This is a genomic window from Rhizobium sp. SEMIA 4085, from assembly GCF_013004495.1.
In the GTDB taxonomy this organism is placed as follows: Bacteria; Pseudomonadota; Alphaproteobacteria; order Rhizobiales; family Rhizobiaceae; genus Rhizobium; species Rhizobium gallicum.
The window spans coordinates 1-2,279 of the sequence record NZ_JABEPH010000586.1; the positions used below are offsets into that span (position 1 = coordinate 1).

Genomic DNA, 2,279 nt, shown 5'->3' on the forward strand with positions numbered 1-2,279 from the left:
TCCAGCTGGTCCCCGGCCGCAGCGCGGTGGGCACCGCCTTTGGCGGCGCGCGCGGCCGCACCGACGTGCCGAAGATCGTCGACTGGTACATGCAAGGCAAGATCCAGATCGATCCGATGATCACCCAGACGATGCCGCTCGAAGACATCAACAAGGGCTTCGAACTCATGCACAAGGGCGAAAGCATCCGCGGCGTCGTGATTTATTGAGGCCAATCGTCAGATTGCGACGCGAAGGTTTTCATTGGTTCGGCCTCAGCCGCACCGACACCAAGCGTCGCTTAGACATCAAGTGACTTTCTATAATCAAGGAGGGATACGTGCTGATAGGATCGCCTCGAGAGAGGCTCGAAGGAGAGGCGCGCGTTGCAATGACGCCCGACAGCGCCAGACAGCTTCAGAAACTCGGATATCGATGCGCCATCGAAACCGGCGCCGGCAAACGTGCGGGCTTCTCGGACGATGCCTACCGTGCTGCCGGGGTGACGGTTGTCGACAGCGCCGAAATGCTCTTTGCAAGCGCCGACGTGATCGCCAAGGTGCGGCCGCCGGAACCGAGCGAAGTGGCGAGGCTTTCGAGCGGAACGACGCTGATCTCGCTCTTCTATCCGGCACAGAATAAAGATCTTCTGGACCAGGCGAAAGCGACCGGTGCCAACGTGATTGCCATGGATATGGTGCCGCGCATTTCTCGCGCCCAAAAGATGGACGCTCTCTCTTCCATGGCCAATATCGCTGGCTATCGCGCCGTGATCGAGGCGGCTAACAATTTCGGCCGCTTCTTCACCGGCCAGGTGACGGCCGCCGGCAAGATCCCGCCGGCCAAGGTCCTGGTCATCGGTGCGGGCGTTGCCGGTCTTGCCGCGGTTGGCACCAGCGTTTCGCTCGGCGCTATCACCTATGCCTTCGACGTGCGGCCGGAAGTCGCCGAGCAGATCGAATCCATGGGCGCGGAATTCGTCTTCCTCGACTTCGAGGAACAGCAGCAAGACGGCGCTGCGATGGGCGGCTATGCCGCGCCCTCCTCGCCCGAGTTCCGCGAGGCGCAACTGAAGAAGTTCCGCGAAATCGCGCCTGACATCGACATCGTCATCACAACGGCGCTGATCCCCGGCCGCGACGCGCCGAAGCTCTGGCTTGCCGACATGGTGGCCGTGATGAAGCCGGGCTCGGTCATCATCGACCTTGCCGCCGAGCGCGGCGGCAATTGCGACCTGACCGTACCGGACCAGAAGATCATCTCGGACAACGGCGTCACCGTCATCGGCTATACCGACTTCCCAAGCCGCATGGCTGCACAGTCGTCGACGCTTTATTCGACCAACATCCGCCACATGATGACGGATCTGACCCCTAAGAAGGATGGCGTCATCGTCCACAACATGGAAGACGACGTGATCCGCGGTGCGACGGTCGCTTTCCAGGGCGAAATTACCTATCCGCCGCCGCCGCCCAAGATCCAGGCGATCGCGGCGCAGAAACCCAAGGAAAAGGCCAAGGAGCTGACTCCTGAACAAAAGCGGGCCGCAGAGGCCGCCGGCTTCAAGGCTGCGACGCGAAATCAGGTCGGGCTTCTGATCGTCGGCGGGCTGGCCATGCTCCTCATCGGTGCCTTTGCGCCGCCGGCATTCATGGGCCATTTCACCGTTTTCGCACTTGCCTGCTTCGTCGGGTTCCAGGTGATCTGGGGCGTTTCGCACTCGCTGCATACGCCGCTCATGGCCGTCACCAACGCCATCTCCGGCATCATCATCATCGGCGCGCTCTTGCAGATCACGGCGGGCGGTTGGTTGGTGACCGCTCTTGCGGCCACTTCCGTGGCGATCGCGACGATCAATATCGTCGGCGGCTTCATGGTGACGCGCCGCATGCTGAACATGTTCCAGAAGTCCTGATCGGGGCGCGGGGGATTTTACAATGTCTATCGGTATCCAGACCGCCGCTTATATAGCGGCTTCGGTTCTCTTTATCCTCGCGCTTGGCGGGCTTTCGGGCCAGGAAAGCGCCAAGCGCGCCGTATGGTACGGCATCGTCGGCATGGCGATCGCCGCCATTGCGACGGTCTTCGGGCCGGGCGTTGGCCTTTCGACGGTGCTCATCGGCATGCTCGTGTTCGGTGCGGTCATTGGCGCGGTCATGGCGCGGCGTGTCGAAATGACCGGCATGCCGCAGCTCGTGGCGGCCCTTCACTCCTTCGTCTGCCTCTCCGCGGCCGTTCTCGGCCTTCACTCCCATTTGACGGTGCGTGAATTCTCCACCCAGGCCGCCCACCACCTCCAC

2 protein-coding genes and 1 pseudogene are annotated in these 2,279 nt (G+C 62.1%); all 3 read left to right on the forward strand.

Going from position 1 to position 2,279, the window contains the following annotated elements:
* A pseudogene (locus C9413_RS31300) lies at nucleotides 1-209 on the forward strand (S-(hydroxymethyl)glutathione dehydrogenase); the annotation flags it as partial.
* Nucleotides 210-319: 110 nt separating this feature from the next.
* Nucleotides 320-1,894 (forward strand): Re/Si-specific NAD(P)(+) transhydrogenase subunit alpha, encoded by a 1,575-nt coding sequence (locus C9413_RS31305; protein ID WP_040116316.1) that lies wholly within the window; start codon nucleotides 320-322, stop codon nucleotides 1,892-1,894.
* Between the two features lie 22 nt (nucleotides 1,895-1,916).
* Nucleotides 1,917-2,279 (forward strand): NAD(P)(+) transhydrogenase (Re/Si-specific) subunit beta (locus tag C9413_RS31310; protein WP_170251426.1); only part of this gene is annotated, 363 nt, incomplete at its 3' end.